Raw genomic sequence first — 26212 nt, forward strand, 5'->3', positions numbered from 1 at the left:
TGACAGTGAACACGGGAACCACCGCGCCGGTCCCCGGTCAGATCCGGCAGCCAGCCGGGCTGGAGGGGTAGGCAGTCGTCGGCTGATGCCGGTGTGGTGGGGCGGAGGAGCCGTAGTAGTCCGAGGCCGGGAAAGCCGGTCGCATGGCAAAGGGCTCCAGCGGGTTCGCGGCGAGTACGCAGACTGTGGAGGTCACTTGTGAATACGAGTGCTTTGTGGCCCGACCCGGACACGGCCGAGCTGCGGGTACGCAGGATGCAACGCAAACTGCACCATTGGGCGGTTGATGAAAGCGACCGCTGTTTCGATGATTTGTACAACCTCGTTTATGACCCCGCATTCCTCACCCTCGCGTGGGAGCGGGTGCGGACGAACAAGGGTGCGCGCTCAGCCGGTGCCGATGGGACCGCACCGCGGTCTGTCGGTGCGGCAGAGGCGGTCGGACTGCTTCAGCGGCTCCGCGAGGAACTCAAGGAGCGGATATTCCGGCCGGATCCGGTGCGGGAGGTGATGATCCCGAAGGCGAACGGCAAGCTCCGCCGCCTGGGTATCGCGACCGTCGCCGACCGGGTCGTGCAAGCTTCGCTGAAGCTGGTGCTGGAGCCCATTTTCGAGGCGGACTTTCATCCGTGCGCATATGGGTTCCGGCCGGGCAGGCGAGCCCAGGACGCCATCGCTGAGATCCATCACCTCGCCAGCGGCTCACGGGCCTATCACTGGGTTTTCGAGGGAGACATCACGGCGTGCTTCGATGAAATCTCGCATTCGGCCCTTATGGGCCGGGTGCGGCGACGTGTCGGGGACAAACGCGTTCTGGCCCTGGTGAAGTCGTTCCTCAAAGCCGGGATTCTCTCGAAAGATCTCGGCTACCGGGACACCATCACCGGCACTCCGCAAGGCGGAATCCTCTCACCACTGCTCAGCAATGTCGCCCTGTCCGTTCTCGACGAGCACTTCGCCGCGAAGTGGAAGGCGCTCGGCCCGGAATGGACACGTGCCAAGCATCGACGCGCCGGAGTTCCGACCATGAAAATCGTCCGCTACGCAGACGATTTCTGTGTCATGGTCCACGGCACTCGCGCTGATGCCGAAGCGCTTTGGGACGAGATCGCAGCAGTGCTCGCGCCGATGGGCCTGCGCCTGTCGGTCGAGAAGAGCAGGATCTGCCACGTCGACGAGGGGTTCGAGTTCCTCGGCTTCCGCATCCAACGGCAGATCAAAAGGGGCACGACCAAGCACTACGTCTACACCTGGCCGTCGAAGAAGGCACTTATGTCCATCACCGACAAAGTCAGGAATCTGACGCGGCGACACAAACATCGAACGCTCGCTGATCTGCTGCGCCAACTCAACCCCGTCCTGCGGGGATGGTGCAATTACTTCCAGCACGGGGTGTCCAAACGCACCTTCGACTACCTCGACCACTTCACATGGTGGCGGGTGGTGACTTGGATGCGCAAACGGCACCACGGGCTGGCGTGGGGCGTCTTCCATCGACGGTTCCTGCCCAATTGGCAAATCCGCGAAGGCAAGACGGCGATGTTTCGGCCGCAGAAGGTAGAGGTCACCCGATACCGCTACCGGGGCACGAAAATCATCACCCCTTGGACAGCGAGGCCGACGGACATCACTGCACCAGTGGCCTGAATCCGTGGAGAGCCCGTTGCGGAGAAATTCGCTCGGCGGGTTCGGAGGGCGGGCCGGGGAAACGGATCGGTAGAAATGCCGACACCGCGCCCCGGTCCGACCCCTACACCCAGCACCGCACCTGCGAAGGCTGGATATACGCCGCGGTCGTGCTCGACGTGTACTCCCGCCGGGTAGTGGGCTGGTCGATCGCAGATCACCTCCGCACCGAACTGGTCGCCGACGCCCTGGACATGGCCCGCCTACGCCGCAAACCCGTTGGCACAGTGGTCCATTCGGACCGTGGGACTCAATACACCTCGTGGCTTTTCGGCCACCGGCTACGCGAGGCCGGCCTGCTGGGCTCCATGGGGCGAGTCGCTTCTGCGTTCGATAACGCGATGATCGAATCGTTCTTCGGCTCTATGCAGATCGAGCTCCTCGACCGCCGCACCTGGAACACCCGCGCCGAGCTCGCCACAGCAATCTTTGAATACATCGAAGCCTTCTACAACCCGGTGCGCCGCCACAGTGCCCTGGACTACCGCAGCCCCATCGACTACGAAAGACACCACACGACCACGAACACGGCCGCGTGAACACCCAACACCAACCGTCCGGGGAACCGGGAACAGGTCAGCTCGGCGACGATGAACCGATTGTTGTGGCGAATCCACGAACTCGATCCGTCCCGTGCCCCCAAACCCGCATCGTTGGGCCGGGCCAAGACCCACAGGGAGCTGCGCGCGTGGCTTACCACTCAATTGGGACTGGTCGCCGAGCTCGCCCGTGACGAACTTGCCGACATCATCGTTCTCACCGACCAGATAGATGCGTTGGAAAGGCGCATCGCTCTACGAGTGCGAGCTAACGCTCCATCGCTCCTGACAATCTTCGGCTGCAAGGAATTAACGGCGGCCAAGGTTGTCGGGGAGACAGCCGGTGTCGTCCGGTTCCGCAACGAAGCGGCATTCGCCCGCTATGCCGGGCTCGCACCAACCCCGCGGTCATCGGGAGGCACCCGAGTGGCGTTACGGACAAGTCGGTCAGGGAATCGTCAACTTCACACCGCCATATATCGCATCGCGCTCGTTCAAATTCGACACAACAGTCCCGGCCAGACGTACTACCGGAAACGTCGCGACTCCCATGATCCACCGAAAGAGGCTCTGCGGCGTCTGCAACGGCGGATAGTGCGGACCGTCTTCAATCGCCTTCGTAGTGATTACGCCAACCGGCCCCTTGGCCCACCGCAGATACGGTCCTTTCCCGAGGTGGAAAGGCTTAATGCGGAGTGGAGCAGCGCCCTTGCAGACCTTGGATCACCGCCACTCTGACCGCAGAGACGGCATGGATTCAGCCATCGTTGAGCAACCGGTGCTTGCCGTAATCCACTTCCTCCCGCTGATCGCTGATCACCGGCGTCGGCCATGTCTGGTCTCTGAGGGCCGGGATGACCTGTGTGTCGTCCATATCACTTGGCGGAACATGATCCCGAACCGCCGGTAGCACTTCCGTCCTGTCCATATCGGGATGGCTGTTGCGTCGAAGAGGTGGGCAACCGGCATCACCTCCCGGGGCGTGGTTCGGCGTGCGGTATGTCATCCGATGCAAGTGACGCATCGTGGATTCGACGCGGCGCACCGCCAGCGCGCGGGCTTCGTCAATGACCTTGGCTTCGGCCCTCCGACGCGCCGAATAGACCATTCCGGTGCGGCCGATGGCCTGCAGGCCAGCGTTCGCTGACGCGGCTATCCGTTGCAGGTCTTCCCGAAGACTGTTTGCGAGCGTCTCGGTTTCGGCATTGCGGCGTGACAATTCGTCGGGCCACAGACCGCCGATAATCCAAGGTGTGCAATCTAATGGGGCGCTGAACGTAGGAACCGTGAACGATTCTTGGGTCGCTTGGCGTAAGCGCTGCCGCGCCGTCTCGCGGCCGAAGATCGCGGTCAAGTTGAGGAACGGCATGTCCCTGGGCGCTCCAGGCTGATCAAAAACGATGTCATCAGATTTCAGACCCTTCGCAGCTTTCCTGCTCGTCTTTTAACCGCTTCCGGTGCATTCGCCATTCTTGCTGAATCTGGCGGTGACAGTAATCTTCGATCCGTTCACGCTCATCGTCAGGAAGACTGTTGCCAGCGCTGGGGTTGTCCTCGTGCCAGTCGGCAATGATAGTCGCGACCATATCGCGATACTTTTCGCGGAACCGCTTCTCATTAGGCTCGTGCAGATCGGGCTCGGCATTAACATGTGGGTCCGGCGACTCACTCTCCCGCTGGTTACGAAATCGGGTCACCCTCCCGGGTCCATCGCCAAGGGCGCGAGCTAACTCGTCATTGTCGGGGATTTTGCCTGTCCGCAGTGCTTCCTGCATTAATGGGTGGAAGTCAGAGAGATCAACCATGGTTCCGGCCCGTCAGAACGCCGACGAGCCAGACGGTTGCAGGACGAAGCCGTGCTCGCCGTTAGCAGTGCTCTGGCACGCGGTAACGCCGCCCGGTGCCACGCCGCAGGTGATGTTGCCGTAGTAGACCTTCTGGCCGGGATTGAGAATTTTGTTGCCGCTGGGGGCGGGGCAATTTCCCTTGTAGTGCCAGACATCTCCTGGTCCGCCTGCGACTTGAGCACCGCCCAGGTCGCAGGCTCCTTGGGTGTTGCCATTAGTAATGGGGAGATTCTGCACTCCTGGCAAGGTACCGAAGCACTGGACGAGCTGACTGTCTGGCGTCACTTGTGGAGGCTTGCCGAATCCGCAGTTGACACCATCTGCAGTAGAGAAGTTCACGCCGGGATTTCCATGTCCGCCCGGGGTCGTAAAGCTACTGGTCACATCTGAGAAGCCGCTGAGGTCCGGGAAACCGGGCGGTTGCGCGGCAGCGACTGGAGCGATGGTGGCCGAGAATAGAAGAGCGGCGCTGGCAAGACCACGCATCGACCTCATGACGTACATCATGCTCTCCTATCGCATTATTGCTGTGGGGGCGTTACAGGGGGCGGCTGCGAAACTGTGAAGGTCGAGGTGAATGTCTGAGGGTCGTAGACATCCGGAGGCGAGCCCGGCGGCGCGTACTGGCTGACCCGTAATTGGATCGTGTCTCTGCCCGTCGCGGGATCGAAATGATCGCTGACAACCGTTGGTCCGTAAACTCCCGGGACACCCCCATCGGGCAGGTTAGTCACAACGGGGATACCACGCGTTTGCCCAACGAGCCCTTCTGGTGTTGCAGCAGCGACTGCCGAAATTGGACCATCATCCGTCGAGCCAGTGAGCATGAAGCCGCCGCCCTGAAGAGCGGTGATTTGGTTCTCTCGGTTGCCCGGCAGAACTTCGCCGACTTTGTGCCAATTATTTGCCCAGGCGTTCGGATTGTGGGGGTCAATGGGATCGGACTGCCACAGCTCCCTGCCTATGCCGTGCCCATCTCCCGGGTTCCCGACGACGAATATGGTGTTCGACCTTCTGTCGTAGGCTCCGCTGGCTTGGGCTACAGGTGCGCGTCCGATGACCGTCGACGGATTTTGTAGGTCCACGATGACACTGTTGGGCGTGACATACCCGTTGTTGGGGGTATTCGAGCCGGGCGGGAGGTGGTACGGCGGTGTGCTGTAAAACGCAAGCTGCTGCCCGTTCGGTCCGGCGGCTGTACCCGTGGGTATTGGGCGAGCATCTGGGCCCACGTTTGATTCCAGGGGATTGGGTCCACCGTTTAGATATGGATGGTGGTGCGCCCCGTCACCGCCGATGTTGATACCAGTGTTGGGGATTGTCGCATCCAAGTCGTCACCACTCGATTCGAACACGGGGGGTGTCGCGTCAGCGTTAATGGTCGGAGCAAGTTGCGTGTCGTTGTCCACCAGCACGATTTGGGGTCCGTTGGGGTCGGTGGTGGCACCCAGTGCGGCTTTAGCCTCGTTTATCGCGTTAGCTGTGCTGGCGTCGGCGGTGCCCAAATCGTCGGCCAGCTGCTGCAAGTTCGCGGTCTCGTCAGCCGCCCTCTTGGCCCGCTGGGCCTGGAAGGTGTTGATGTCGGAGTCATCCAATCCCATCAATTTTGCCAGCTTCCTGGCCGCCGCATAGTCGTAGGTGTCGGTGACCACCCAATCCTCTGACACCGCGAAATCATCAGCTTCGAGGCCTTGCACCTTGGACTTGAGGTGCTCGATCATGGGTTGCATCGCCGACTTGCCGTCCTCATAGGCATCGGCCAGGTCCTCGTAGCCGGCGGCGACGGCGCGGTCCTGGAAGTACTCACGATCCGCGCGCCCTTCAGCGGCGTTCTTGGCTTGGCCTTCCCATTTGAAGTCGTGCACGTTCTGGTGAACGCGCCACGCGGACTGCAGCAGGCTGGTCGCAGCATCGCGTAAGGGCTTGGCTAAGTCACCGAGGGCCGTCGCATTAGCTCTCAGAACATTGCTCTTTTGTGGACGTCCCACGACATCCCTTAAGGTTCGGGCTGGTTCGCCGTCATCTGAAACTCACCTGCCTGGTACCGCCCGGTTGAGATCGCCGAGGCCGCCTAACCCGTCACCAAGCATCTTGGGCAATGACATCACCCCGGGTCGCACTAGATCCGCCAGTTCGAACTGTTTGGCGCAATTTCGGCACAGCTGCGCCATTCGCTCATATCTGCCGCCGACAACCATTAATGACGCGACCACGCGGTCATGGGCGTCTGCTAGGGCCGCGGCGGTGGCGAATCCGGGTAGCCCCGACATCGCGGCGGTACCATCTGGTATCGCGATCCCTGTCACTGTCGCCTTCTCCGCACCGATTCGATCTGCACCAGCACGCACATTCTGCGGGGTAATCTGCAAACCACCCACCGGTGTCACCTCTTTTCCGTCACAGTAAGCCGAACCGCTTACCTACGACTACTTCAGATTTTAAGCCTTTGCTTCCGCGTTCAATACGGGAGTTGCTTGCCCTTCGGTCTGCGGTAGCGCGGGGTTGCGTCCACCAAGGTGGTGTACGAGTCGGGCCGTGAGTTGAGTACCGGCGTGTCGTAGCCGGATAGATGAGGGTCATCGCGTGATTCTTCGAGAGACCGTCCAAAGTCACTCGAGCAAAGGAATCGACGCGATGACCGCTGCCCACGATATCGACTTGCCGGCGCTGCTGGCTGAGCGACTCACTACCACCCACCCTGATGTGTTGCGCGAGCTAGTGGCCACGTTCATCCATACCCTGATGGGTGCTGAAGCCGATGCTCTGTGCGGTGCCGGATACCGGGAGCGCAGCGCCGAGCGGTCCAATCAGCGAAACGGCTATCGGCAGCGCCAGTTCGACACCCGGGCAGGCACATTGGATCTGGCGATCCCCAAGCTGCGTCAGGGCTCGTACTTCCCGGACTGGCTGCTGGAACGCCGCAAACGCGCCGAGAGGGCACTGACCACGGTGGTGGCCACTTGCTATCTATTGGGCGTGTCGACGCGACGGATGGACAAACTCGTCGAGACCCTCGGGATTACGTCGCTGTCGAAGTCTCAGGTGTCGGTGATGGCCAAAGAACTCGACACCGCCGTGGAAGCCTTCCGCACCCGGCCCCTCGATGCCGGCCCGTACACGTTCATGGCCGCCGATGCCCTGGTCCTTAAAGTGCGCGAGGCCGGCCGCGTGGTCAACGTGCACGCGCTGATCGCGGTGGGCGTCAACGCCGAGGGCTACCGCGAGATCCTGGGCGTCGACGTCACCACCGCCGAGGATGGAGCGGGCTGGTTGACGTTTCTGCGGTCGTTGACCGCCCGCGGCCTGTCCGGGGTGGCACTGGTCACCAGCGACGCTCATGCTGGCCTGCTCTCGGCTGTCGGGGCTACCTTGCCCGGCGCGTCCTGGCAGCGCTGTCGCACCCATTACACGACCAATCTGATGGCCGTCACCCCGAAGAGCTCCTGGCCGTGGGTGCGCACCCTGGTGCACTCGGTGTTCGACCAACCTGACGCTGATTCCGTTGCCGCGCAATATGACCGGATCATCGACGCCCTGTCCGACAAGCTGCCCAAGGTCGCCGATCACCTCGAAGCCGCCCGGTCCGATCTGCTGGCGTTCACCGCATTTCCCAAGCAGATCTGGCGCCAAATCTGGTCCAACAACCCTCTATCCGTTAACCGGCTCTCCGGGGACACGGTTCGGGCTGCAGCGTGAGGTTCACGCACAAGCGCTGAGCACGGATGGATGCTGTCTGCATCTCGGTGGGGGAAGGCGGAGCGGCGATGCGGGTACTCAAGAGCGACAGCGGATATGTCCTGGAGGGCGACTGGGACGGGCAGGACGCGGTGAACGCGTTTCTCAACCATTTGGCGGGACGGGGGTTCAGCGCGGCCACGGTGCGGGCCTACGCATTCGACGTCGCCAATTTGAGCCGGTTCCTCGTCCAGCAAGCGGTCGGGCTCGCCGCGGTCGATGCGCCGTTGGTGTTCGACTGGATCGACTGGCAAGGCGTCCGCCGAACGGACCAGCCCACCGGCGGTCACCGCTCGTCGACCCCGCCGGCAGCTTCGACGGTGAACCGCCGGGTCGCGGCAGTGCGCGCGTTATTCGAGTATCTGGTGATGACCGGTGTCTGCACCGACAATCCGGTGCCGTCGCCGCGGCGGGGACAGGGGCTGCGCCAGTCGCAGCGGGGGTTGCTCGGTCATCTGGGTCCCGGGCGTGCACGCAGTGGCGGTAGGTTGGTGCGTCAGCCGCAGCGTCTTCCGGAATCGTTGTCCACCAACGATGTCGACGCGTTCCTGGCGACACTGGCAACGCACCGGGACCGGGCGATGGTGCTGGTGATGCTACTCGGAGGGCTGCGTTCGGCCGAGGCGCGTGGCCTGCTGCTCGCCGACGTCGATATGGGCCGGCGCCGGCTTCGGGTGATCGGCAAGGGCGGCAAGGAACGTCATGTCCCGGTCGATGCGGCGTTCTTCACCGAGCTCGCCGCCTACCTGCGATGGGAGCGGCCGCCGGGGTTGGCGACGCCGCAGTGCTTCGTAGTGCTGCGCGGCCCGACGACCGGTGCACCGGTCAGCGAGGCCGGGCTGCGCAGCCTGTTCCGTCGGCACCGGGAGACCTCTGGCGCCACAAGAGTCCGCCCGCACCGTTTACGGCATACCTACGGCACCGAATTGTCGGCGGCCGGAATCGATCTGCTGGCGTTGCGGGCGTTGATGGGGCATGTCTCGCCGGAGACCACGGCCCGCTACGTGCATTTGTCGATCGAGCAGCTCGCCGCCGAATACGGTGCTGCTCGTGCGACGTTGGCCGGAGCCCGGCAGTGACCACGGTGTTGGTCGGCCAACCCGTAGGCGCCGACGAGGTGGTGGCGGATTATCTCGACCACGTCGCCACCCTGGGTTTGAGCGGGCGGGCGGTACGCGACCGGATTCGGATCGCTCGCGACTTCACCGCACGCCACCGCGACCTGCACGCCTGGATGACGCTGCCGGCAGCCGAGCGGATCGCCGAGATACGGGACACCGGGGCGTGGCCGCTGATCTGTCACACGATCGGCACCGGCCGGTTACGGCTGGACGTCGAGCTGGCCGCGGTCAAACAGTTGACCGGGCTGGGCCGCGCAGTGGAGGACCGGGATCCGAGCGGATTCGCCGCGTTGCGGAATGCGGGAATTCGGTTGGGCTGGAGGAGTTCCTGGGTCGAGACGGTCCTCGGCGAATGTCTGGCGGTAGTGCTGGCACACCACGGCGGAATGGTCGCCGACCTGACCGGCGACGCGCTCGACGACTTCGACGCCGCGCTGTCACGTACCGTGGTGCCGCCATCGTCGCGGCGGGCATACAGGGGGCGGCTGGCCAGCCTGCGGCAGCTGTTGTTCGAGACCGCGGTCATCGACACCGCGCCGAAACGCCGGCGGTGGGCCCGTAGCCTCGAGCAGCGCTTCACCGAGGTGGAGATGCCCGACCCGATCCGTCAGACGTTGCTGCGCTACATCGGCGTGCGCGCGGCGGTGCTGCGGCCCAAATCGGTCGAGTCGCTGATCAACGACCTGCTGCCCTTCGCCGAATACCTCACCGCTCACCATCCCGACGTCATCAGCCTGCGTGAACTCGACCGGAGCTGCATCGAGGGCTACCTGAAATGGAATCGCACCCGGGGCTGGCGTGGTCAGCGCGCCGCCGCGGGCGCCGGGCGCACCGTCTCGGCCGCGGTGGCCCAGTCGGCAGTGCTCAGTCTGCGCAACCTGCTCGACGACATCACCGCCTGGGGCTGGGCGCAGGCCCCACCACGGCGGTTGGTATTCGCCGCCGACGTCCCCAAACTCGACCAGCCGTTGCCACGCGCGCTAGCACCCGATGTGGACGCGGCAGTGATGAACGCCGTTGCCCACCTGCAGGATCCGTTCGCCCGCATCGGCCTGACCGTGCTGCGTGGTGCCGGCCTGCGGGCGGGGGAACTGCTCGACCTCGAACTGGGCAGCATCATCGACTACGGACCGGCCGGAACCTGGCTGAAGGTGCCACTGGGCAAGCTCGCCACCGAACGCATGGTCCCGCTCTCCGCCGCGACCCTCGCCGCGCTCGACGAGTGGGTCGCCCTCCGCGGCACGCACCGGCCGCTGCCGCACCCACGCACCGGCGTGCTCACCGACTTTCTGTTCACCCGGCACGGACGCCGCCTGGGCTACACCCGGCTGCGCAACGGGCTGCTCACCGCCGCTGAATCCGCCGGGTTGCACCGTCCCGACGGCGGCGTCCTGATGGTCACTCCACATCAGTTGCGCCACACCTGGGCCACCGAACTCGCCAACGCCGGGATGAGTCTGCAGGCCTTGATGTCCTTACTCGGGCACGTCACTCCACAAATGACGATCCGCTACGCCACCCTGGCCTCGCCCACCCTGCGCGCGGCCTACGACGAAGCGATGGGCAAGATGCGCCGCCAGTTCACCCTCACCCCGGTCGGCAAACCGATCCTGCCCGACAAGGTCGGCTGGCTGCACAGTGAAATGCTGAAAACCCGCGTTGCACACGGATACTGCGCTCGCCACGAATCCGCGGGCGCGTGCCCTTATGCCAACATCTGCGAAACCTGCGACAACTACGTCACCGCCCCCGAATTCCGCGACACGCTCACCGACCAACTCGCCGACGTCCAGGCCCTCAGAACCGACGCCGAGTGCCGCGGCTGGACCGACGAAGCCGCCCGCCACGACCGCGTCGCCCACGCCCTTACCGACCACCTCCAGCGCCTCGATCGATGAACATCCCACCCCGACGGGTTGACCCGCCCCCGAGGGCCGGATAAAAGAGCGCCTTAATAAAGAGATCCGCCGTCGCACCGACGTCGTCGGCATCTTCCCCAACCGCGACGCCCTGATTCGCCTGGTCGGCGCTGTCCTGGCCGAACAACACGACGAATGGGCCGAATCGCGCCGCTACAGCGGCCTCGACGTCCTCAGCAAATCCCGCCTCTCAACCGACACCCCCACAGAACAGGAGGACACCCCCGCGGCACTAACCGCCTAACCACGACAACGAAGAATCACACGACGACGTCGTACACCACATCTCTGGACTTGACCGCATGGTGAGGTCTCCGCTGGCCGGCTTCCCGGTGTGTCCGGGTGCCTGGTAGTGATCTCCGGCGGAGAGGAAGTTTCCGGGTGGTCCGCCGGTAGGGGCGACCGAATTCGGCTCGCATTTGCCGATCTGGTGGATGTGCATGTCGTGCAAGCCGGGCGCCAGGATTCCCGTCACATCCGTCTTGACCGTCACCGTGACGTAGCCGTTGGTGAAGTCGAATGTCGCCGTGGCCACTGGGCGTCCGTCCGGTGTCTTCAGTTGCGCGACAAGCGAATAGCCAGCCGACGGTGGGCTGACGCTCGCCGCTGACGAAGGACCGCTCTGGACCGGAGGCTGACTGCTGGGATTCTGGCCGGGGCTGCAGGCACTTCCAGCCACGGCGGTGATCGCCAACGAGATAGCGGCAAAGGCGGTGCGGTTGACCATGCGCGGCAGCCTAACGGCGTGGCTGATAAGCCAGTGGCACCAGGTTCAGTGCGCTTGGCCGTCGTCGATTCGCTCCAGCCGGCTTTCGGTGTAGGAGGCGATCTGGTCGACGACGGCACGCCAGCGGACGGCATCGTCGGCGGCGTTGATGAATGCCGCGGCGAAAGCCGGATCCAACGTCCGCGGCGCTCCGGCATAAAGCCACTGCGCCACCCGGTGAATGCGTTCGCGCTGCCTGGCCTGTCGTTGCAAGTGCCGCGGATCGGACATGATGAACTGCAGCGCCAGGATTTTCAGCACGGCAACCTCGGCACGAACCAGATCGGGCACGTGCAGGTCAGCTTGGTAGCGCACCAACGGCCCGGGGCCGGCCGCGGCGCGGGTGGTGGCTATCGCGGCCGTCGCGAACCGGCCGACCAGTTCACTGGTCAACCGTTTCAGGGCCACCGACGCGGCCAACGTGGCGTCGTACTTGCCGACCGCGGCTACCACCGGCAGACCCGACAACCGGCGGGCGGCCACCATCAGGTCGTCGGCACTGACCCGGGGGAATTCGCGCTCCCCTAGCTTGGCCAGTGCGGCCGCGTCCTCCTCGTCTGCGAGCACGCGCAGGTCGATGCGTTCGGAGACGACACCGTCCTCGACGTCGTGCACCGAATACGCGACGTCATCCGCCCAGTCCATGACTTGGGCTTCCAAGCACGTTCGGTGCAGCGGCGCCCCCTGTCTGGCCCAGTCCGCCGCGTCGCGATCTTCGTCGTAGAAGCCGAACTTGCGGTGCCCCTCGGCACGCGTCCAGGGATACTTCGTCACCGCATCCAAGGCTGCCCGGGTCAGATTCAGGCCGGCGCTATTTCCCTGCGGGTCAAGCACTTTGGGCTCAAGGCTGGTGAGTATCCGGAAATTCTGCGCATTGCCCTCAAAGCCACCGTAAGCGGCGGCGACCTCGTCAAGCGCCCGCTCACCGTTGTGCCCGTACGGTGGGTGGCCGATGTCGTGCGCCAGGCCGGCCAACTCGACCAAATCGAGGTCGCAGCCCAGCCCCATCGCCATGCCACGTCCGATCTGGGCGACTTCGAGCGAGTGGGTGAGCCGGGTGCGGGGCGTGTCACCTTCTCGAGGACCGACGACCTGTGTCTTGTCGGCCAACCGGCGCAGCGCCGCGCTATGCAGGACCCGCGCCCGGTCGCGGGCGAAGTCGGTCCGGTGCTGCCCTTCGGTACCTGGAAGACCTGCGGTCTTCGGCGCTTCGGGCACCCGCCGTTGACGATCGAAGTCGTCGTACGGGTCTCGCTGATTCGTGATCACCGACCCACAGTCTGCCAGGGCGGTGCCGAAAATCGCCTGCAGGCAGGCCTGCCCATCGGGCTCGCGAGATTGGTTGAGACCGTTCCGTGACGGGTACCAAGAGGATCACTGGGTCGGATCCAGGGTGGCAAACAATGTGCAAGACGGATGGACAGCACTCTTGGTTCGACCAATAGCGGCGAAGAGCCTCGGCGAAGTCTGACCGCGGTCGGCTTTCGCGCGCCGGCCTGACCAGTCGGCATCACGTATGCGCCAGCTTTCTGAGCGCCCAACGCTTACGCCCGATCGGGTCTGGTAAGCGCTGCATCGAAGACGGGCCGGTGGCCCGCGCACCCCTAATACCTAGGGCAAGACCACACTCGCGAAAACAAGGAGCGGAAATGAACGTGCACAAACGGCGGTGGCTGCATCGCCTGATGACAGCTGCGGTCGCAGCCGCCGCGCTGCCAGGACTAGTCGGTGTAACGGGAACCGAACCGACCGCACGGGCGGCTTCGCCTGAGTTCCTGCAGGTTCCGTCGGCCGGGATGGGCCGCAACATCACCGTGGAGTTCCAAAATGACGGCGCGCCGGCGGTCTACCTACTCGACGGCTTGCGGGCCCGCGACGACCGCAATGGCTGGGATATCGAGACACCGGCTTTCGACGAATACCGCGGTTCCGGCATTTCAGTGGTCATGCCAGTGGGCGGGCGCTCCAGCTTCTATTCCGACTGGTATGGGTCAGCCAACGGCGCCACCTACAAGTGGGAAACCTTCATCACCAGCGAGCTGCCCTCCTACCTGGCGGGTAAAGGTGTCCGGACGACACGCAATGCGGTGGTGGGAGTCTCGATGTCGGGGCTGTCGTCGCTGATCCTGGCGGCCTACCACCCGCAGCTGTTCTCCTATGCCGCCTCCCTTTCGGCGTACCTGACTCCCTCTAGCGGCAACGGACCCACCCTGATCAGGTTCGCGATGAACGACGAGGGCGGTTTCAATCCGGAAGACATGTGGGGACCGGCTGGCGGCCCGGGCTGGCAGCGCCACGACCCTACGGTTCAGGCGGGCAGACTGGCGGGCAACGGTACTCGCCTCTGGATCTATAGCGGCAACGGCACTCCCTCAGAGCTGGGGCAAGGCAGTATCCCCGGCACGGTGATCGAGCAGGTCGTACTACAAAGCAACAACGACTTCAGAAATGCCTACACCGCTGCCGGTGGCCACAACGCCACTTTCAACCTGGATAGCAACGGCGTGCACAGCTGGGGTTATTGGAATTCCCAGCTGGTGGCCATGAAGGGCGACGTGCAGAGCAACCTGGGCGCCGGCGGCGGCGGCCGCACCTAACCCAGATCCCCGGGGGGAGGGCGCCGCGGGGCGCGGTTGCCCGGACGTCGATGGCTACCACCACGGCCTCCGGGTTGACCGTGCCCCGCGGTCGCGCGACGCATCGAACGTCAAGCTCCCAGCGCATTGGCGGGCCGCAGTAAATTGACGTATGCGCATTGCTCGCCTGCTCGGCGCGTTCCTGACGTTCGTCACCATGAGCTTGGCCGGTGGGCTGCTGTTTGCGCCGTCGGCCGGCGCGCAGCCTCCGTTCCGACTGCCCGGCTACCTCACCGACAACGTGGGTGTGCTCAGCGATTCGGGGCGCGCCGCCGTCGTCTCGGCCGTCGACAAGCTCTACGCCGATCGGCATGTGCGGCTGTGGGTCGTATACGTCGACAACTTCTCCGGTGAGAGCGCGCAGAACTGGGCGCAACGCACCATCCAGGCCAGCGAGCTCAGTACCTACGACGCGCTGCTGGCCGTGTCGACCACCGGACGGGCGTACGCCTTCCTGGTGGGATCCAGCGTGCAAAGCGCCAACGAACGTCGGGTAGACGACCTGCGGCGCAATCGAATAGAGCCCGCACTGCGCAACAACGACTGGAGCGGTGCCGCCGTCGCCGCGGCCAACGGACTCGACGAACCCCCCAGCTCAACGGGTCGGATGGTGGTGTTGCTCGCGCTGGGTGCCGTCGTCTTCGCTGTCGTGGTGCTGCTGGTCGTCATGCGTTACCGCGCTCGGCGCCGGCACGCCGATGCAGTGGCCGCGGCCCGACGCGTCGACCCGACCGACCCGCGGGCACTGGCCGCCGTGCCTCTCGACGCGCTCGACGAACTGTCCCGGTCGATGGTGGTCGAGGTCGACAACGCCGTGCGCACCAGCTCCAACGAGCTCGAGGTGGCGATCGACGAGTTCGGCGCGGAGCGCACCGCGCCGTTCCGGCAGGCGGTCGACAAGGCCAAAGCCGCTCTCGCGCAGGCCTTCAGCGTGCGCCAGCAACTCGACGACAGGGTTCCAGAAACGCCCGCTCAGCGCCGTGATCTGCTCACCCGGGTGATCGTGTCGGCGGCTCAGGCCGATCGTGAACTGGAATCGCAGGCCCAAGCGTTCGAGCAGCTGCGCGACCTGGTGATCAATGCCGAGTCTCGGCTGGATCTGCTGACCCAGCAGTACATCGAGCTCACGACCCGCATATCGCCGACCGAACAGCGCATGTCCGACCTTCATAGAGAATTCGGTTCGGCCACAATCGCTTCCATCTCCGGCAATATCGGCGCCGCCAAGGAGCGGCTGCAATTCGCCGACCGCAACATCACCGCAGCCAGGGAACTGGCCGGCCGGGCGGTGAGTGGACAGCAGAGCCGTTTGGTGGATGGGGTGCGGGCTGCCGAATCGGCGCTGGGCCAGGCCCGCGCCCTGCTCGACGCGGTGGACAACGCCGCGGGTGACATCAGGCACGCCGTTGCGGAGCTGCCGTCGGTCACTGCTGACATCCAGTCCGCTATCGAGCACGCGAATCAACAGCTGCAGCAGGCGGGCACGAACAAGTCACCGCACGTCGACGAATTGACTGCGGCGCGCGATGCGGCGGTCCGGGCTGTGGATCGCGCCCGAGGCTCCGCTGACCCGCTGGGCTCATTCGCACAGTTGAGTAAGGCCGACGCTGAACTCAATCGGCTACTGGCCGCCGTGGCACAAGAACGGGCGGATGCCGACCGGCTCAACCGCTCCTTCGAGCAGGCTTTGTTCACTGCGCAGTCGCGGGTGCGCACGGTGTCCGATTACATCGACACCCGGCGCGGCAGCGTGGGATCGGAAGCCCGAACCCGGCTCGCGGAGGCCAAACGCAACCTCGACGCGGCCCAAGACAGAAGGGCGACGAATATCAATGAGGCGATCGGTTACGCCAACGCGGCGTCCACCCTGGCCGCTCATGCGCAGTCACTGGCGAACGCCGACGTGCAGTCGGCCCATAGTGCCTACACCAGCCGCGGCGGCGGCAGTGATCTGGGAGCGATGATCGGCGGCATCATCATCGGCGACCTGCTCAGCGGCGGCCTGCGTGGCGGTTTCGGTGGGTGGAGCCCCACCTCGTTCGGCGGTTCATCGAATTCTTCCGGCGACTCGTCCGGCGGCGGCTGGATGGGCGGCGGGGGCAGGTTCTAGAACGACAAAAGCAGCGGCGGACGCACCCCAAGGGTGCGCCCGCCGCTGACGGAACTTCTCAGGCCCAGCTGGAGCCGACGGCGCTGTCAGTCTGCGCCATGTTGCTGCCGGCGGACTGAACCTTCTGGCCGTGGGAGTTGGCCTGCTCGTAGATCACCTGGAAGTTACGACCCAACTGGGTGATGAACTCCTGGCACGCCACCGAACCGGCGCCACCCCAGAAATCACCGGCAGCCAGCACATCGCGAACGATGGCCTGGTGCTCGGCCTCCAGATTGGCGGCCTGCGCGCGAATGAGAGCGCCGTGGGCGTCCACATCGCCGAACTGGTAGTTGATGGTCATTGAACTTTTTCTCCTTAGCTTGTGAAGTTTGATGGGTTGCAGCGGCTTTCGCCGCGGCGGCGTTAGCTGCTCAGGATCTGCTGCGAGGCCTGCTCTTGCTGCTCGTAGTTGTTGGCGTCGCGGACCAGTCCGTCGCGCACCCCGTGCAGCATGTTCACGATGTTGCGGAAGGCCTGATTCATCTGACCCATGGTGTCCAACGACGTCGCCGAGGCCTGACCACTCCAGCCAGCACCGGTGATGTTCTGCGAGGACGCCCACATCCGGCGGGCCTCGTCTTCCACCGTCTGCGCGTGGGTCTCGAAACGACCCGCCATGGCCCGCATAGCGTGCGGGTCCGTCATGAAACGTGTTGCCATGTTGTCTGTTCTCCTTGTTAAGTGGACCTACTGGACTGAATTACCCGGATTCCTCATACACATTGACTGTTGTAATCGCCGGCCGCGGGGGTGCCGAAGTCGTCGATCACCCGTAAAACAACGACAGTCTTCCCCCCTCTCTCTCAACCGGCCGCCGGAGAATGCGGTATCACGCTGCTCGAGCGTGGCATCTCAAAGCGAGGTTCAGCGTTCTCGGCTTCCCACTCGTTCCATTCGGCCCATTCGTTCCACTCGCCCGTGCCGTCGGCACCTTCGGGACCGAGCGCTTCGGCCGCGGGCATGCTGGCGTCGGAAGCCTCTTCGGACTCCTTGGCCCAGTGGTCATAGTCATCGGGCGGAACAGCCACGCCCCAGCTGAGCGGAACAGACAACCCGCCGAGCATGCCTGATTCAGCCCGCTTCGCCACTACGGCGTCGGGCGGCAAGGGCGGACCTAGAGGCAACAGCACCTTTTCCCCTTCCAGTGCCGATCTCACACACCACGGCTCAGCGGCCATGACAAACCACCGAGCACACCAAATCGTATGCCAACACGCGGCACAATGTCCGTGATTCCCCAATTTCTCTGGTTCTAGTACACACACGCCCAAAAAGTTGGCTTAACCCGTCGTTGCGCGGAGCTGATGCTCCGCCTCGGGGCCGTCCTGTGCAGCTGCGAGCCCGTTCGACCGAGGGCTGCTCGAGTGCCGGAAGGGTATGCCGGACAGGCGATCTCAGGCGCTGCGTCGGTAGTGACACGCGGCGCGCGGTGGCGCAGCGCAGCCGACCCGCGGCAATTGCGGGGGCCGCGCGTCGCAACGAAATGCGTTCGCGCACAATCCTATTGGCGCAAAACGCGTACGGTATCGCGAGAAGCTATCCGATGCCCGTGCGGGGAACCACGCTAGGCCGGTTCTGCACGACGTGCGCGCCGCCGCCGCCGCGGCCCATCATGCCTCCGGGCATACCGCTGCCTGCGCCCCCAGCCCCCATGGGCATCGGCATCATCGGCATACCGCCGGTGCCCCCGGCACCGGCGGCTTGCGCCATTTCGGCGGCATTGGGCACCGCACCGAGCCCGGACATGGCGGAGGTGGCCATGCCTTTGGGCACTGATCCCTCCCAGGTCGGCGGTACCGACATCGCGCCCACCAAGCGGGCTTGGCCCAGTCCGGCGGACATGCCCGTTCCGATTCCGCCGCCGCCGCCCAAGCCGTGCAATCCCGCGGCGGCCGGCGCGGTGTCACCGACGAACTTCGGCACATCAGCGGCCATCGTTGCGCCGGCCAGGCCAGCGGTGCCCGCATTGGCCGTCTGGGCCAACGACATCATCGGCGAGATCAACATGCTCGCCGGCATCGCGCCAAGCTGCGCCACCGACATCACCGACTCCACCGGCACCGCTGAAGCTACGGACTGCACACCCGCCACCAATGGGCCAGCCGCCGATGAGACACCTTGAATCACCGGGCTGACGGCACTCGTTGCGGTGGAGGCGAGCCCGGTGACCGAAGTGCCGATCGACGAAGCCAGTCCCGCCAAGTTGACCGGGGGCGCACTGAAGGGAGTGAGCGCCGCCGCCACGGATGTCGCCCCGCCGTGATAGCCGAGCATTGCCGCGACATCCTGGGCCCACATCTCGACATAGTCGAACTCGGTAGCAGCGATCGCCGGGGTGTTCTGCCCCAGGAAATTCGTCGCGACCAGCGCCATCAGCAAGGCGCGGTTGGCGGCCACTGCAGCGGGATGCACCGTGCCCGCCAGTGCAGTCTCGAACGCCATCGCCGCCGTCCGCGCCTGGCTGGCCGCCAACTCGGCCTGACCGGCCGCCGCGCTCAACCACCCGACATACGGGGTGGCAGCGGCCGCCATCGAGACCGACGCCGGACCCGTCCACGGGCCCCCGGTCAATCCAGTGACCACCGAGTCAAATGACGAGGCTGACGCGCGCAGGTCAGCTGCTAGGCCCTCCCAGGCCTGCGCGGCAATCATCAACGGCCCAGCGCCGGCGCCCGAGAAGATACGGAGCGAGTTGATCTCCGGCGGCAACCACGAAAACTCTGGAATCATCCAAACCCCAAACCAACCAGCCGCTCAAACGGCTCCGACAACGACTCATGTCCGCAACCCGATACACGCGAATACCCACGCTAGAGCAAGCCATACCGTGACACTGCGCTTTCACGGAATGTTCGCCTGGTGAGGTTTCAGCGCACCGAGTCGCCGTACTTACTGACTCCAGTGTAATTGCTGAATCGACATGCCAAAGGCGCGGATATCACGACCCCCCGGTGATACCCGCGCCCGTGGCGAAGTGGGCTATGCCCAGCTCGAACCCACAGCAGAGTCGGTCTGCGCCATGTTGCTGCCGGCGGACTGAACCTTCTGGCCGTGGGAGTTGGCCTGCTCGTAGATCACCTGGAAGTTACGACCCAACTGGGTGATGAACTCCCGGCACGCCACCGAACCGGCGCCACCCCAGAAATCACCGGCAGCCAGCACATCACGAACGATGGCCTGGTGCTCGGCCTCCAGATTGGCCGCCTGCGCGCGAATCAACGCGCCATGGGCATCGACATCACCGAACTGGTAATTGATCGTCATCGCTGCTGTCCCTTCTAGCTGCTCAAGATCTGCTGAGAGGCCTGCTCTTGCTGCTCATAGTTGTTCGCATCCCGGACCAATCCGTCGCGCACCCCGTGCAGCATGTTCACGATGTTGCGAAACGCCTGATTCATCTGCCCCATCGTGTCCAACGACGTCGCCGAGGCCTGACCACTCCAGCCAGCACCCGAAATGTTCTGCGACGACGCCCACATCCGACGCGCCTCATCCTCAACGGTCTGCGCGTGCGTCTCGAAACGACCCGCCATCGCGCGCATCGCGTGCGGATCGGTCATAAACCGAGAAGCCATTTTCCTTTTCCTTTCCTACCGAAAAACTCAACCCCGATACGTGACACGCCACATCGGCGAACCACGGCCAACCCGAAGATCCCGGCCAATCACCCCCCGCTTTATCCCACCCCGATGCGCGGCACCACGCTCGGCCGGTTCTGCACCACGTGGGCACCACCGCCGCCGCGGCCCATCATCCCGCCGGGCATACCGCCACCGGCGCCGCCCATACCCATCGGCATCGGCATCATCGGCATTCCGCCAGCACCGGCGGGAGGCATGGCCGCAGCCTCTGGCGCGGCGCCCAAACCCGACATGGCCGAGGTCAGCATCGCCTTCGGCGTCGAGCCCTGCCAGGTCGGCGGCACCGACATCGCACCCACCAGGTGGGCCTTGCCCAGGTCCGCTGCCATCCCAGCGCCCATCCCGGCGCCGCCCAGCCCCCGCAGGCCGGCAGCAGCGGGAGCGGTGTCGCCCACCAGCTTCGGAACGTCCGCGGCCGCCGCCATGCCCGCGCTGGCCAAGCCGGCGGTACCTGCGTTGGCAGTCTGGGCCAACGACATCATCGGCGAGATCAACATGCTCGCCGGCATCGCGCCGAGTTGCGCCACCGACATGAGCGACTGCACCGGAACCGCCGAGGCGACCGACTGCACGCCGGCCACCAGCGCCGGAGCGCCCGCCGTTACGCCTTGGATCAGTGGACTCACGGCCGCCGTCGCCGTCGTCGCCAACCCGGCGAGTCCGGCATTCACTCCCGACGCCAATCCCGCCAAGCTCAGTGGCGGCGTGCTGAACGGAACCAGGGAGGCGGCCACGGCCGTGGCCCCGCCCTGGTAGCCGAACATCGCCGCGACGTCTTGAGCCCACATTTCGACATAGTCGAACTCGGTGGCCGCGATCGCCGGAGTGTTCTGGCCCAGGAAGTTCGTCGCGATCAGCGCCATCAGCAACGCGCGGTTGGCGGCCACCGCGGCCGGATGCACAGTGCCGGCCAGCGCCGTCTCGAACGCGGAGGCCGCCGCCCGAGCCTGACTGGCCGCCAGTTCCGCCTGACCAGCCGCCGCGCTCAACCACCCGACATAGGGGGTGGCAGCAGCAGCCATCGACATGGAAGCAGGGCCCGTCCACGCCCCACCGGCCAACCCGGTGATCACCGAGTCAAATGAGGCCGCCGACGCCTGCAGGTCAGCGGCTAGGCCTTCCCAAGCCTGCGCCGCGATCATCAACGGCGCCGCACCAGCACCGGAGAAGATCCGTAGCGAATTGATCTCCGGCGGCAAAAAGGAGAACTCTGGAATCATCACACCCCCCGCTTCCACGGTTCCGACAACCACTCGTCCTCTGGGACCACGAACTCACACAAGCCCACGGGCGGATCGTAAGCTAGATCACACTTCGAGGTGTCGGCTTTCGCGAAATCACCTCGACCAATTCGACGCGTGCCGGAGAATACGACCCCTTTGACGCCGCGGGGATCCGCCGAAATTGGACAGCCGTACCCATTCGAGAGTGCCGCCCCGCTCGCCGGTTCGCCGGTCATGGGTGGTCAGGGGGCGTCTTGGGCCGTGCTCTTGAATGCGTTCTGCAACGATTTCGGGAGTCCGTTACCCGACATCAATAGACTCGGGCTCCCGATTCCCGGAACGCACATTTGCCGATATGCGAAACCCCCGAGTTGTCAACAGCGCGCTGTCATGCGAGCAGCGGCAGTGAAAGCGTCAGCAGCCTTTCAGGCGAACCGCCAAATAGTCGGCGACGTTGTCGATGGCCACTCGTTCTTGAGTCATCGCATCGCGCTCACGCACCGTGACCGCGTTGTCCTCGAGTGAATCGAAGTCGACTGTCACGCAATAGGGCGTACCGATTTCATCCTGGCGCCGGTAGCGGCGGCCGATCGCGCCGGCGTCGTCGAAATCGATGTTCCAGTTCTGGCGTAATTCGGCGGCCAAGTCGCGGGCCTTGGGGCTCAGGTCTGCGTGCCGCGACAGCGGCAACACCGCCGCCTTGACTGGCGCCAGCCGCGGATCCAGGCGGAGGACGGTGCGCTTGTCCATGCCGCCCTTGGCATTCGGGGCCTCGTCCTCGGTGTAGGCGTCGATCAAAAAGGCCATGAAGGAGCGGGTGAGGCCGGCCGCCGGTTCGATGACGTAGGGCGTATACCGGGTGTCGTTGACCTGATCGTAGTACGACAGGTCGGTGCCGGAATGTTTTGCGTGCGTTGACAAGTCGAAATCCGTGCGGTTGGCGACGCCTTCCAGCTCACCCCAAGGGTTGCCGGCGAAGCCGAATTTGTACTCGATGTCGACAGTGCGGTCGGAGTAATGCGAGAGCTTGTCTTTGGGGTGTTCGTAAAGGCGCAAGTTGTCCGGGTTGATGCCCAAGTCGATGTACCACTGCTCGCGGGTGTCGATCCAGTACTGGTGCCACTGCGGCGCCGTCGACGGCTCGACGAAGAACTCCATTTCCATCTGCTCGAACTCGCGGGTTCGGAAGATGAAGTTGCCCGGCGTGATTTCGTTGCGGAAACTTTTGCCAATCTGTCCGATGCCGAACGGCGGCTTCTTGCGGGCAGTGGTCACCACGTTGGCGAAATTGACGAAAATGCCCTGTGCGGTTTCCGGCCGTAAATAGTGCAGCCCCTCCTCGGTTTCAATGGGCCCGAGGTAGGTCTTGAGCATCATGTTGAATTCACGCGGCTCAGTCCACTGACCGGGTTCACCGGTCTCCGGGTCACGGATGTCCGCCAGGCCGTTGGGTGGCGGGTGTCCGTGCTTGGCCTCATATGCCTCGATGAGGTGGTCGGCCCGGTAGCGCTTATGGGTGATCAGCGACTCGACCAGTGGGTCGTGGAAGACCTCGACGTGGCCCGAGGCTACCCAGACGTCACGCGGCAGGATGATCGACGAGTCGAGTCCCACGACGTCGTCGCGGCCGGTGACGACCGATCGCCACCACTGCCGCTTGATGTTCTCCTTGAGTTCCACCCCCAGCGGGCCGTAGTCCCACGCCGACTTGGTGCCTCCATAGATCTCACCCGAAGGGAAGACGAAGCCGCGCCGTTTGGCCAGGTTGACGACTGAGTCGATGACGGACGCCACGGGGTAGTCCACTCCCTTTCACGGAATCGAGCGGAGGCGGGCAGCAGCGACCACCGCCTGCAAAACATCAGTCATGGTAGCGATCAATGCCAGGGGTCTTTGACATGCATCAATATGCATGTGACAGTGGAAGTCGGCCGCGGGCCGCTTTCCCCACTCTGGAATTCTCGAGGTGATGACTCCCATATGGTGACGTCTCCTGCGACGCCTGCGCTCAGGCCGACATCGGAACCGAGCATGCCGCATGACGCCGCTTTCGCCGAGCCGGCCCGTCACGAGCACGACGCAGCTGCCTTCACCGCTTTTCCCACCCCGCCCCCGCGCGAGATTCTCGACGCCGCCGGCGAGCTGCTGCGCGCGCTGGCCGCCCCCGTTCGCATCGCGATTGTCCTGCAACTACGCGAGTCGCAGCGCTGCGTGCATGAACTGGTCGACGCGCTGAACGTGCCGCAGCCGTTGGTCAGTCAGCATCTGAAGATCCTCAAAGCCGCGGGCGTGGTCGCCGGGGAGCGGTCGGGTCGCGAAGTGTTGTACCGGCTGGCTGACCATCACCTGGCGCACATCGTCGTCGACGCGGTGGCCCACGCCGGCGAGGACCGCGTATGACCTCCTCTAGTTCGGCGAGCGTGCGTTCCACGCGCCAGCGCGCGGCCATCTCAACACTGCTCGAAACGCTCGATGAGTTCCGGTCGGCTCAGGAATTGCATGACGAACTACGCCAGCGAGGCGAGAACATCGGACTGACCACCGTGTACCGAACGCTGCAGTCGATGGCGGCGGCGGGCACGGTGGACACGCTGCGAACCGACACCGGGGAATCGGTATATCGCCGCTGTTCCGAGCATCATCACCACCACCTGGTGTGCCGTAACTGCGGCTTCACGATTGAGGTGGCCGACCGTGAGGTGGAGGGATGGGCCGCGGAAGTGGCGACCAAACACGGCTTCTCCGACGTCAGCCACACCATCGAGATCTTCGGGTTGTGCTCCGACTGCCGCAGCTAAGTGACGAGCAGGTTTCGTATCCGGGTGCCTGAGTCCAGCACCAGCAGGATCAGCGTGCGCAGTGCATCGTCGGTCAGGCCGGCGCCCGGAAAGTTGTAGCGCAACATCACATCTGCGGTCTTGGCGGCCGTTCTGGTCGCCGTCTTGGTGGTGCCCTTGGCGCGGGGCGCGGGTTTCTCCACCGTGGTCACCGAGCCGAAGTTGGCCTCGCGGGCTTGCTTGGCCAGTTGCTCGCTGACCTGTTCGGTCAGCGGCAGATCCCAGGCCAATATCTGAGTCAGAGACACCAGATCGAGGTCCTCGACGATGGTCACCACCCGCAGCGACGCAAAAGTGCCATCGTGACGGACGGTCAACCCCCCGTCGGGTTCTTCCTCGACGCGCATCACGTCGCTCAATATCGCCGCCAGACGCTCCTGTAGCGATGGCACTACGCACTCCCGAACCGTCGATTACGCGAGGCGTATTCCTCGCAGGCTGCCCACAAGTCGCGGCGGTCGTAGTCGGGCCACAACTTGTCCTGAAATATGTACTCCGCGTAAGCCGACTGCCACAACATGAAATTGCTGGCACGCTGCTCCCCCGACGTCCGTAAGAACAGATCGACGTCGGGGATGTCAGGGCGCTGCATGTGGCGGGCAATCGTCGTCTCGGTGATGCGGTCGGGGTTCAGCCTCCCTGCGGCGGCCTCCCGCGCAATTTCCCTTGCTGCTTCGGCGATTTCGGTGCGCCCGCCGTAGTTGACGCAGTAGTTGATGGTGATGACGTCGTTGTTCTTGGTCATCTGCTCGGCGACCGCCAGTTCGTTGATCACGCTGCGCCACAACCGCGGCCGCGAACCCACCCACCGGATCCGGACACCCATCTCGTTGAGAATGTCGCGGCGGCGGCGCACCACGTCGCGGTTGAAACCCATGAGGAACCGGACCTCTTCGGCCGATCGTTTCCAGTTCTCGGTGGAGAAGGCATAGAGGCTGAGCCACTTGATGCCGAGTTCTACTGCGCCGCACGCGATGTCGATGACCACCGCTTCGCCCATCTTGTGGCCTTCGGTGCGCCGCAAGCCTTGTTGCGTGGCCCAGCGGCCATTGCCGTCCATGACGATCGCGACGTGATTGGGCAGCCGGTCAAGCGGGATCCGCGGTGGCGCGGCCTTGGATGTGTGCTGCGGCGGTCGACGCGGCCCGCCGTCGGGAGCGGGCGGCAACTCCGGGAAGACGACCGGCCACGTCGACTTATCGGGGAAGGTGGGATAGTCGTCGGGCGCCGGGGGCAGCTGCGGGAAGTCGGTGGACTTCAGCTTTCGCTCGGCTCTCCTAGCCACACTCGCTATCCTGCCCGATCCGTGCGGCACGACGTTCGGCGACCGTGCGATCACCCTGATAAGACCGCTCGACGAGGGGCAGCGTTTTGAGTTGGCGTTCCAGATGCCACTGCAGGTGTGCGGCCACCAATCCGCTGACATAGCCGCGATGGGATTGCGGTGACTGCTCGGCGGCTGCCCAGTCACCGTCGTGCAGTGCCGACATCAAGTCCAGCACGCCTTGCGGCGGTGTGGTGGAACCGGCAGGGCGACAATGCGCGCACACACTGCCTCCGGCGGCGATGTGAAACGCCCGGTGCGGACCGGGGTCGGCGCAGCGGGCGCACTCGGTCAACGCCGGCGCCCAGCCGGCGGTACCCATGGCACGCAACAAGTACGCATCCAACAAGAGGTCACGAGGTCGGTGCCCGTCGGCCACCGCCCGCAGCGCACCGACTGTGAGCCGGTGCAGCGCCGGAGCGGGGGCTCGTTCCTCACCGGCGAGCCGTTCGGCCGTCTCCAACATCGCACAGCCGCAGGTGTACTTGCCGTAGTCGCTGACGATGTCGGTGGCGAACGCGTCGATCGAGACGACTTGGGTGACGATGTCCAGATTGCGCCCCGGGTGCAGCTGCGCGTCGATGTGAGCAAACGGCTCCAGCCGCGCACCGAATTTGCTGCGAGTTCGGCGCACGCCCTTGGCCACGGCGCGGACCAACCCGTGGTCGCGCGTCAGCAAGGTAACGATCCGGTCGGCTTCGCCAAGCTTGTGCTGGCGCAGCACAACAGCTCGGTCTCGATACAGCCGCATCACAATAGTTTTGCACCCCGCTGCGACATCTCGCG

General features: G+C 64.6%; 26 protein-coding genes and 2 pseudogenes. 11 read left to right on the plus strand and 17 right to left on the minus strand.

Annotated elements, in window-relative coordinates; genetic code table 11:
- Positions 1-198: 198 nt before the first annotated feature.
- The 3 genes from ltrA to I2456_RS17065 are packed head-to-tail and all read left to right on the plus strand — an operon-like array spanning position 199 to position 2963.
- The gene (gene ltrA / locus I2456_RS17055; protein WP_007168383.1) at positions 199-1647 is read left to right on the plus strand and encodes a group II intron reverse transcriptase/maturase; all 1449 of its coding nucleotides are present in this window, start codon (positions 199-201) and stop codon (positions 1645-1647) included.
- Positions 1605-2225 carry an IS3 family transposase gene (locus tag I2456_RS17060; protein WP_163703924.1) on the plus strand — a complete coding sequence of 207 codons (621 nt, stop codon included), beginning with the start codon at positions 1605-1607 and terminating at the stop codon, positions 2223-2225. Before ltrA ends, I2456_RS17060 begins: the two co-directional genes overlap by 43 nt.
- Positions 2226-2276: 51 nt before the next feature.
- Positions 2277-2963, plus strand: coding sequence for a transposase (locus I2456_RS17065; protein WP_085074121.1), 687 nt, complete (start codon positions 2277-2279; stop codon positions 2961-2963).
- 19 nt (positions 2964-2982) lie between these two features.
- Here the strand turns inward: I2456_RS17065 and I2456_RS17070 are convergent, their stop codons facing one another.
- The 4 genes from I2456_RS17070 to I2456_RS17085 are packed head-to-tail and all read right to left on the minus strand — an operon-like array spanning position 2983 to position 6060.
- Positions 2983-3594: a hypothetical protein gene (locus I2456_RS17070; RefSeq protein WP_085074120.1), complete on the minus strand. Its 612-nt coding sequence runs from the start codon at positions 3592-3594 to the stop codon at positions 2983-2985.
- A gap of 37 nt (positions 3595-3631) precedes the next feature.
- Complete coding sequence (locus I2456_RS17075; RefSeq protein WP_139823152.1) at positions 3632-4030, minus strand: hypothetical protein; 399 nt, start codon at positions 4028-4030, stop codon at positions 3632-3634.
- 12 nt (positions 4031-4042) lie between these two features.
- Positions 4043-4576, minus strand: coding sequence for a hypothetical protein (locus I2456_RS17080; protein WP_139823151.1), 534 nt, complete (start codon positions 4574-4576; stop codon positions 4043-4045).
- A 17-nt stretch (positions 4577-4593) separates the two neighbouring features.
- Positions 4594-6060, minus strand: a complete 1467-nt coding sequence (locus tag I2456_RS17085) for a hypothetical protein (RefSeq protein ID WP_139823150.1) — start codon at positions 6058-6060, stop codon at positions 4594-4596.
- A gap of 646 nt (positions 6061-6706) precedes the next feature.
- Between I2456_RS17085 and I2456_RS17090 the strand changes: the two are divergent.
- The 4 genes and pseudogenes from I2456_RS17090 to I2456_RS17105 form a co-directional block, all read left to right on the plus strand.
- A pseudogene (locus tag I2456_RS17090) lies at positions 6707-7720 on the plus strand (IS256 family transposase); the annotation flags it as partial.
- Positions 7721-7836: 116 nt separating this feature from the next.
- Positions 7837-8886, plus strand: coding sequence for a tyrosine-type recombinase/integrase (locus I2456_RS17095; protein ID WP_007172498.1), 1050 nt, complete (start codon positions 7837-7839; stop codon positions 8884-8886).
- Positions 8883-10826 carry a tyrosine-type recombinase/integrase gene (locus I2456_RS17100; protein ID WP_007172497.1) on the plus strand — a complete coding sequence of 648 codons (1944 nt, stop codon included), beginning with the start codon at positions 8883-8885 and terminating at the stop codon, positions 10824-10826. Before I2456_RS17095 ends, I2456_RS17100 begins: the two co-directional genes overlap by 4 nt.
- A 46-nt stretch (positions 10827-10872) precedes the next feature.
- Positions 10873-11091: pseudogene (locus tag I2456_RS17105) on the plus strand (transposase); the annotation flags it as partial.
- Here the strand turns inward: I2456_RS17105 and I2456_RS29170 are convergent.
- Both I2456_RS29170 and I2456_RS17115 read right to left on the minus strand, forming a co-directional pair.
- Entirely contained in the window at positions 11080-11382 is a 303-nt protein-coding gene (locus tag I2456_RS29170; protein ID WP_371869959.1) for a superoxide dismutase family protein, read from the minus strand. The pseudogene I2456_RS17105 and the gene I2456_RS29170 sit on opposite strands and share 12 nt — an antisense overlap.
- Before the next feature lie 237 nt (positions 11383-11619).
- A complete protein-coding gene (locus tag I2456_RS17115; protein WP_068029651.1) occupies positions 11620-12882 on the minus strand; it encodes a deoxyguanosinetriphosphate triphosphohydrolase in 1263 nt (420 codons plus the stop codon).
- 380 nt (positions 12883-13262) lie between these two features.
- Between I2456_RS17115 and I2456_RS17120 the strand changes: the two genes are divergently transcribed.
- Positions 13263-14210 carry an esterase family protein gene (locus tag I2456_RS17120; protein ID WP_139822980.1) on the plus strand — a complete coding sequence of 316 codons (948 nt, stop codon included), beginning with the start codon at positions 13263-13265 and terminating at the stop codon, positions 14208-14210.
- Between the two features lie 151 nt (positions 14211-14361).
- Positions 14362-16359 (plus strand): TPM domain-containing protein, encoded by a 1998-nt coding sequence (locus I2456_RS17125; RefSeq protein ID WP_085072654.1) that lies wholly within the window; start codon positions 14362-14364, stop codon positions 16357-16359.
- Between the two features lie 58 nt (positions 16360-16417).
- Here I2456_RS17125 and I2456_RS17130 read toward each other — a convergent pair whose 3' ends face one another.
- The 8 genes from I2456_RS17130 to I2456_RS17165 all read right to left on the minus strand — a co-directional run bounded on the left by I2456_RS17130 (position 16418) and on the right by I2456_RS17165 (position 23071).
- On the minus strand, positions 16418-16702 hold the full coding sequence (locus I2456_RS17130; RefSeq protein WP_068027678.1) for a WXG100 family type VII secretion target: 285 nt from the start codon (positions 16700-16702) through the stop codon (positions 16418-16420).
- A 62-nt stretch (positions 16703-16764) separates the two neighbouring features.
- On the minus strand, positions 16765-17061 hold the full coding sequence (locus I2456_RS17135; protein WP_068029645.1) for a WXG100 family type VII secretion target: 297 nt from the start codon (positions 17059-17061) through the stop codon (positions 16765-16767).
- A 143-nt stretch (positions 17062-17204) separates the two neighbouring features.
- Positions 17205-17531 carry a hypothetical protein gene (locus tag I2456_RS17140; protein ID WP_082952197.1) on the minus strand — a complete coding sequence of 109 codons (327 nt, stop codon included), beginning with the start codon at positions 17529-17531 and terminating at the stop codon, positions 17205-17207.
- 406 nt (positions 17532-17937) lie between these two features.
- The gene (locus tag I2456_RS17145; protein ID WP_085072653.1) at positions 17938-19131 is read right to left on the minus strand and encodes a PPE family protein; all 1194 of its coding nucleotides are present in this window, start codon (positions 19129-19131) and stop codon (positions 17938-17940) included.
- A 249-nt stretch (positions 19132-19380) separates the two neighbouring features.
- The gene (locus tag I2456_RS17150) at positions 19381-19665 is read right to left on the minus strand and encodes a WXG100 family type VII secretion target (RefSeq protein WP_085072652.1); all 285 of its coding nucleotides are present in this window, start codon (positions 19663-19665) and stop codon (positions 19381-19383) included.
- Positions 19666-19679: 14 nt separating this feature from the next.
- Positions 19680-19976, minus strand: a complete 297-nt coding sequence (locus tag I2456_RS17155) for a WXG100 family type VII secretion target (protein WP_068029636.1) — start codon at positions 19974-19976, stop codon at positions 19680-19682.
- 101 nt (positions 19977-20077) lie between these two features.
- Positions 20078-21262, minus strand: a complete 1185-nt coding sequence (locus I2456_RS17160; RefSeq protein WP_068029632.1) for a PPE family protein — start codon at positions 21260-21262, stop codon at positions 20078-20080.
- Positions 21263-21679: 417 nt separating this feature from the next.
- Positions 21680-23071, minus strand: coding sequence for a glycine--tRNA ligase (locus tag I2456_RS17165; RefSeq protein WP_082952183.1), 1392 nt, complete (start codon positions 23069-23071; stop codon positions 21680-21682).
- A gap of 174 nt (positions 23072-23245) precedes the next feature.
- On the opposite strand from I2456_RS17165, the gene I2456_RS17170 reads away from it, so the two are divergent.
- Both I2456_RS17170 and I2456_RS17175 read left to right on the plus strand, forming a co-directional pair.
- Positions 23246-23665, plus strand: a complete 420-nt coding sequence (locus I2456_RS17170; RefSeq protein WP_371869958.1) for an ArsR/SmtB family transcription factor — start codon at positions 23246-23248, stop codon at positions 23663-23665.
- Complete coding sequence (locus I2456_RS17175; protein WP_068156940.1) at positions 23662-24063, plus strand: Fur family transcriptional regulator; 402 nt, start codon at positions 23662-23664, stop codon at positions 24061-24063. The genes I2456_RS17170 and I2456_RS17175 overlap by 4 nt, the downstream gene beginning before the upstream one ends.
- Here the strand turns inward: I2456_RS17175 and I2456_RS17180 are convergent.
- Genes I2456_RS17180 through recO form a run of 3 tightly spaced genes read right to left on the minus strand, consistent with a single transcriptional unit; the run spans position 24060 to position 26177 of the window.
- Positions 24060-24494 (minus strand): hypothetical protein, encoded by a 435-nt coding sequence (locus I2456_RS17180; protein ID WP_068029622.1) that lies wholly within the window; start codon positions 24492-24494, stop codon positions 24060-24062. The two genes, I2456_RS17175 and I2456_RS17180, sit on opposite strands and share 4 nt — an antisense overlap.
- On the minus strand, positions 24494-25387 hold the full coding sequence (locus tag I2456_RS17185; protein WP_068029621.1) for a decaprenyl diphosphate synthase: 894 nt from the start codon (positions 25385-25387) through the stop codon (positions 24494-24496). The genes I2456_RS17180 and I2456_RS17185 overlap by 1 nt, the downstream gene beginning before the upstream one ends.
- The gene (gene recO / locus I2456_RS17190; RefSeq protein WP_068029618.1) at positions 25380-26177 is read right to left on the minus strand and encodes a DNA repair protein RecO; all 798 of its coding nucleotides are present in this window, start codon (positions 26175-26177) and stop codon (positions 25380-25382) included. The genes I2456_RS17185 and recO overlap by 8 nt, the downstream gene beginning before the upstream one ends.
- Between the last annotated feature and the right edge of the window lie 35 nt (positions 26178-26212).

Origin of the sequence: Mycobacterium kubicae, assembly GCF_015689175.1 — a bacterium.
In the GTDB taxonomy this organism is placed as follows: Bacteria; Actinomycetota; Actinomycetes; order Mycobacteriales; family Mycobacteriaceae; genus Mycobacterium; species Mycobacterium kubicae.

Excerpts from the sequence above, each read along its gene's own strand:
- I2456_RS17070 (WP_085074120.1), bottom strand. The coding sequence starts at position 3,594 with ATGCCGTTCCTCAACTTGACCGCGATCTTCGGCCGCGAGACGGCGCGG.
- recO (WP_068029618.1), bottom strand. The coding sequence starts at position 26,177 with ATGCGGCTGTATCGAGACCGAGCTGTTGTGCTGCGCCAGCACAAGCTT.
- I2456_RS17150 (WP_085072652.1), bottom strand. The coding sequence starts at position 19,665 with ATGACGATCAATTACCAGTTCGGTGATGTCGATGCCCATGGCGCGTTG.
- I2456_RS17145 (WP_085072653.1), bottom strand. The coding sequence starts at position 19,131 with ATGATTCCAGAGTTTTCGTGGTTGCCGCCGGAGATCAACTCGCTCCGT.
- I2456_RS17095 (WP_007172498.1), top strand. The coding sequence starts at position 7,837 with ATGCGGGTACTCAAGAGCGACAGCGGATATGTCCTGGAGGGCGACTGG.
- I2456_RS17080 (WP_139823151.1), bottom strand. The coding sequence starts at position 4,576 with ATGTACGTCATGAGGTCGATGCGTGGTCTTGCCAGCGCCGCTCTTCTA.
- I2456_RS17130 (WP_068027678.1), bottom strand. The coding sequence starts at position 16,702 with ATGACCATCAACTACCAGTTCGGCGATGTGGACGCCCACGGCGCTCTC.
- I2456_RS17175 (WP_068156940.1), top strand. The coding sequence starts at position 23,662 with ATGACCTCCTCTAGTTCGGCGAGCGTGCGTTCCACGCGCCAGCGCGCG.
- I2456_RS17135 (WP_068029645.1), bottom strand. The coding sequence starts at position 17,061 with ATGGCAACACGTTTCATGACGGACCCGCACGCTATGCGGGCCATGGCG.
- I2456_RS17065 (WP_085074121.1), top strand. The coding sequence starts at position 2,277 with ATGAACCGATTGTTGTGGCGAATCCACGAACTCGATCCGTCCCGTGCC.
- I2456_RS17170 (WP_371869958.1), top strand. The coding sequence starts at position 23,246 with ATGGTGACGTCTCCTGCGACGCCTGCGCTCAGGCCGACATCGGAACCG.
- I2456_RS17160 (WP_068029632.1), bottom strand. The coding sequence starts at position 21,262 with ATGATTCCAGAGTTCTCCTTTTTGCCGCCGGAGATCAATTCGCTACGG.
- I2456_RS17120 (WP_139822980.1), top strand. The coding sequence starts at position 13,263 with ATGAACGTGCACAAACGGCGGTGGCTGCATCGCCTGATGACAGCTGCG.
- I2456_RS17075 (WP_139823152.1), bottom strand. The coding sequence starts at position 4,030 with ATGGTTGATCTCTCTGACTTCCACCCATTAATGCAGGAAGCACTGCGG.
- I2456_RS17155 (WP_068029636.1), bottom strand. The coding sequence starts at position 19,976 with ATGGCTTCTCGGTTTATGACCGATCCGCACGCGATGCGCGCGATGGCG.
- I2456_RS17125 (WP_085072654.1), top strand. The coding sequence starts at position 14,362 with ATGCGCATTGCTCGCCTGCTCGGCGCGTTCCTGACGTTCGTCACCATG.